Origin of the sequence: Paenibacillus sp. Soil750 (assembly GCF_001428045.1) — a bacterium.
GTDB lineage: Bacteria > Bacillota > Bacilli > Paenibacillales > NBRC-103111 > Paenibacillus_E > Paenibacillus_E allorhizoplanae.
In genome coordinates, this window is the sequence record NZ_LMSD01000036.1 from 1 (window position 1) to 4,101 (window position 4,101).

Here is a 4,101-nt window from a genome sequence, read left to right on the forward strand (position 1 = left end):
ATAATAAGTGGTTCAGCTTCTCCCGTTTCACTTTTACTGAAGTGCAGTCTTAATGAATTTACTTCAGGCTCTGTAAGACCAAAGAAAAATATATCCTTTAGTTTCATTAAGTTTTTATATTCCAACTCGCAGCCTTCCCCTCAATTCATAATTCAATAATTAGCGGAATCCCTAAAGTTATTAATTCACAAAACTATTTCTTTTCTTTTACGAAAGTTCCAAAGTCAAGAAATAATACTTCTGTTTGTGAATTTATTTCCTTTTTACTACGGGCAATAGCATTAACATGATAATATTCTTCAGTAGATGAACGTCTAAATTCTCCATATTGGGTATAAATGCTGAGTGTTGATTCATTTACTGAGTCTAAGTTAGTTGGATATTTTATTAACATAGCAATTGTAGAAAATACAATGCCAATAAAAATAGTTACAATGAATATTCTTTTGGCTTCCGCTTTATTCATTGGATCAGCCTCAATTACACACATTACAATTTCATCTCTTTAAAGTTCTTATCTATATGTTACCATATATTGGAACTTAACTGCCCGTTAGTTTAGAAAAGGCAACCGATCCGGATGGCCAACAAAAAAGTCCCCGACCCTATCCGTCGGGAATGAGATAATGTTCTTGTCAAAATCGGGAATGAGATAATGTTCTTGTCAAAATCGGGAATGAGATAATGTTCTTGTCAAAATCGGGAATGGGATAAAGTTCTTGTCATTTTGATATGATGAGATAATGTTCTTGTCACCCGACAATATTTGTTGTCTAATTCTTTAAGCGCCAATTTGATCTGTCGAAAGGTATCATGAAACGGTGATAGTTCCGTCGTAATACTACATCCCACAATTGTATTTGTATGTTCGGTTTCAAGTCTTCCGTTTCTTCAGTTACGTTGATGCCTGCACTACTTATATCAAATCAAATATCCCGGGGATACGATCCCGAAACGTTGATCCAGCAATTCCTGTTGCTTGATTGGCGTGACATTACTACTATTGAACTTGAATACACAACGAGATGTTCGTACATCGCTAAATTGCTCCTTTTATAAGCTTAATGTTGTGGTGCTATTGTTTCTCGTTAGCGCAACAATTTGGTTAATGGTTCATCATCCCAAATTTGTACTTCTATGTACCTCTCCGGTCCATAGTTCCCCTGATAATTCCATTCTTGTGGTAATCCAACTCATCCGTGCTTCTTGTGATCTTGCTCTGCTTTGGTCATCAACATAAAAAAGCGATCATTAAGCTGCGTGTGGTATCTCGGTGGTGAATCGAGGGATATCCCGGATCATCTTTTCTTCACTAAACTCATGGCCCTTCTGTAAGATACCGAAAAGGATGCGTATGAGTTTGTTACATAACGCGATGAGAGACTGCATCTTCTTTAATGGATTCACAGGTCGTTTCGTGTAATACTCGTGTAGGGTTCGAAATGCTGTATTTTTAGCGACTAGTGGCATCATCTCTCTAAAGAGCAGAGTAGAATGCATGTTGTAGTCTCCTTTGGTTTTGTTTTTGGATCCGACGCTGGCCAGCATCAGGGACCCATAAACATCATACCAAGGAGTCTTTTTATTTCTCAAACCTCGTATTTCCTCATAATAGGAATGCTGCCCGTTAGCGGAGCGGTTAAGTTTATCTTGTTAGCAATCGGAGAATTTCTTGTGTGATCCGCCCCCAAAATCGAGATCCTATAAAGTAGGTGAATTTGTGTCGCAAGACTACAATGTTGGAACATTTGTGCATTATTTGATGACACAAATCCTCCCACATAAAAATAAAAAAGCCTGATTCCTCAGGCATTTTCATTTATAATTATGTAGGCACATTTGTGTCATTGTGTAAGTGTCTAAGCGTATGCAAGTGGAGCCCATAAAACTAAAAAGCCGCGAATTACGCGGCAATTAATGAGTTCAAGTTCTTGTCACCCGACAGCTGGAAAACTCATGGGCAGCACCGCTCTGTTATGCCTGGTCTTCATCTTCATCATCATCATCTTCCGACTCGTCTACGAAAAGAGTAAGAATGGATGGTAATGGTAGAAGTCCCTCGGCTACTGCTTTTACTTCTTCAGCATATTCCTCTTTGATTAAATATTTCAGCGGTTGTTTGACGCTATTGAAATACTTAAACGCTTCCTTCGCCATTTCATCCCATTCCTGAGAAAAATACAAATAATCATCCGCTCTCACTCTTGTCCGAGATGTTCCTTCCTCAGGCACGCATTCAAAATCTTCATCCACTCCAACAATTCCATAATCACATGTCAGTTGTTCCCCAGGGTATATATCTCTTGCAGCTAAATTAAATTCAAATACCGTATCGATACAGGTCGGATGGAAGCTATGATTCAAGTATCTTGCATGGTCCCAATGTAAAATATAATAATCACCGTCGTCACTCAAATAAGAATATTTATCAACCACTCTCCGCCGAGTTTCATCAAGCGATTCAACAAAATCCTTCTTTAATGTCATATCTAAATCATCCGAAATCCAAACAATGGTTCCTTTTGGGATTAATTTTGTGGCAACAATGCCGACACCTATCACATCGTTGATATAGCGGAGTTCTGTATCCGGATGCATCATGATTGAAGTTCATCCTCCTTCTTTTAAGACTGTAATATAATATTCATTCTTGATTTGGAAGGTCTCGTTCATAAAACTATTTTTCGGCAAAGATTAGGACCCAATAATTTGCGTTATTTGTGGTACGGTTCACGACACTGCACCCAAGCACAAAGCTAAAAAAAGAAAGTACCATCGAATGATGGTATTTTTAGCCGCTGTTCCTAATGAACCGCCACGAGTATCCCATGATGCCATAAACCCCATTCCACTCATTCCCTTCAATTAGATGCAACAATATCATCAAAGCGACTAGATAATTCAATATATTCATTGCTCCATCCACTACTTATGGATATTTCTTGTAGTGAGCTTGTTGGGGCAAAAAGAAGTTCTATTTCAGAAAAGACTGATTTATCACGTTGATTAAGTCTTTTAATGTATGTATCCAATGCTGACAATAATTCTTCTACTGTTTTGTAGTTCGTCCAAGTAATATCAGTATTGGGGAAATCTATCAGTTTCCTTTCTTCCCATAAGTACATCAACCAACAGACTATAACTATCCAAATTGTTTCTTCACCTTCTTCGCATTATATAGAATCGTGCTATCATCAAAGTATTACCTCCACCATACTACACCATATATTGGAATATATATGGTTGTATCGTCTGAAATTTCACACAAAGTCGGTCGCTGGAAGTGCCTACCCCAAACCCGTATCACAGATAGGGAGCGATAATAAATAGCCGTTCCACCACGCTCTACTACTCTTTAACGGAGTGAAGAGCTACCACACGGCAGCCCTTCAAATGTTTAACTATCGTTCTCCGTTTGCGTAACAACCAATCTGCTTAAATTAATTGCATGCCATTTCAACCAACTTATCGTGCTTCGGCTACTGCATTCATCCAACGTGTCGCATTTTTACAATACACGATTTCATACCTCCGCTATCATAAAGGAAGATATGAAATTCAGTGGAGGTGTATAGAATGCAGAAATTTTCGATGGTGGCCAAATTAACGGCCAAAACCGGCGAAGGTGAAACCTTGGCTAGATTGCTGTTGGAAGCAGGTACTTCCGCTCAAGCCATACAAGCATGCGAAGCCTATGTAATCCATATATCAGATTCGGAGCCAGATACGCTATGGGTGACCGAGATTTGGACTAGCGCAGAGGCCCATGCTGAAGCTCTCACCCAAGCGGAAACTAGAGCGGCGATCACGCAGGCAATGCCTTATATTGCCGGTGTCGAAGGTACGAAATTGCGGCCACTTGGCGGCAAAGGCTCTTAATGCATGATTGCCAATAGAGCTTTGATTCTTCTTGACATCGCATCGACATAGTATCCTGCGCGTACGTAACGAAGCTGCCGATCTTTCGGAAGCTTCATTCATGTTTCTTATTCAGCTATCGTTATCCGTTAGTTTAGTGACCTGACTTTTATTTATACTACGGTATACCATACTAATTCATAGAGGCAATATCATATCGTATTTGGTCAACTTCATTGTTAG

At 39.2% G+C, this 4,101-nt stretch carries 3 protein-coding genes and 1 pseudogene; 1 reads left to right on the forward strand and 3 read right to left on the reverse strand.

Features of this window, described 5'->3' with window-relative positions; translation table 11 throughout:
• Positions 1-193: 193 nt before the first annotated feature.
• The 3 genes and pseudogenes from ASL11_RS27460 to ASL11_RS27475 all read right to left on the reverse strand — a co-directional run bounded on the left by ASL11_RS27460 (position 194) and on the right by ASL11_RS27475 (position 2,601).
• Complete coding sequence (locus tag ASL11_RS27460) at positions 194-466, reverse strand: hypothetical protein (RefSeq protein ID WP_157257076.1); 273 nt, start codon at positions 464-466, stop codon at positions 194-196.
• A 785-nt stretch (positions 467-1,251) separates the two neighbouring features.
• A pseudogene (locus ASL11_RS27465) lies at positions 1,252-1,491 on the reverse strand (IS110 family transposase); the annotation flags it as partial.
• A 483-nt stretch (positions 1,492-1,974) separates the two neighbouring features.
• The gene (locus ASL11_RS27475) at positions 1,975-2,601 is read right to left on the reverse strand and encodes an SET domain-containing protein (protein WP_056621936.1); all 627 of its coding nucleotides are present in this window, start codon (positions 2,599-2,601) and stop codon (positions 1,975-1,977) included.
• A gap of 975 nt (positions 2,602-3,576) precedes the next feature.
• On the opposite strand from ASL11_RS27475, the gene ASL11_RS27485 reads away from it, so the two are divergent.
• A complete protein-coding gene (locus ASL11_RS27485; protein ID WP_056621939.1) occupies positions 3,577-3,879 on the forward strand; it encodes a putative quinol monooxygenase in 303 nt (100 codons plus the stop codon).
• Positions 3,880-4,101: the final 222 nt, after the last annotated feature.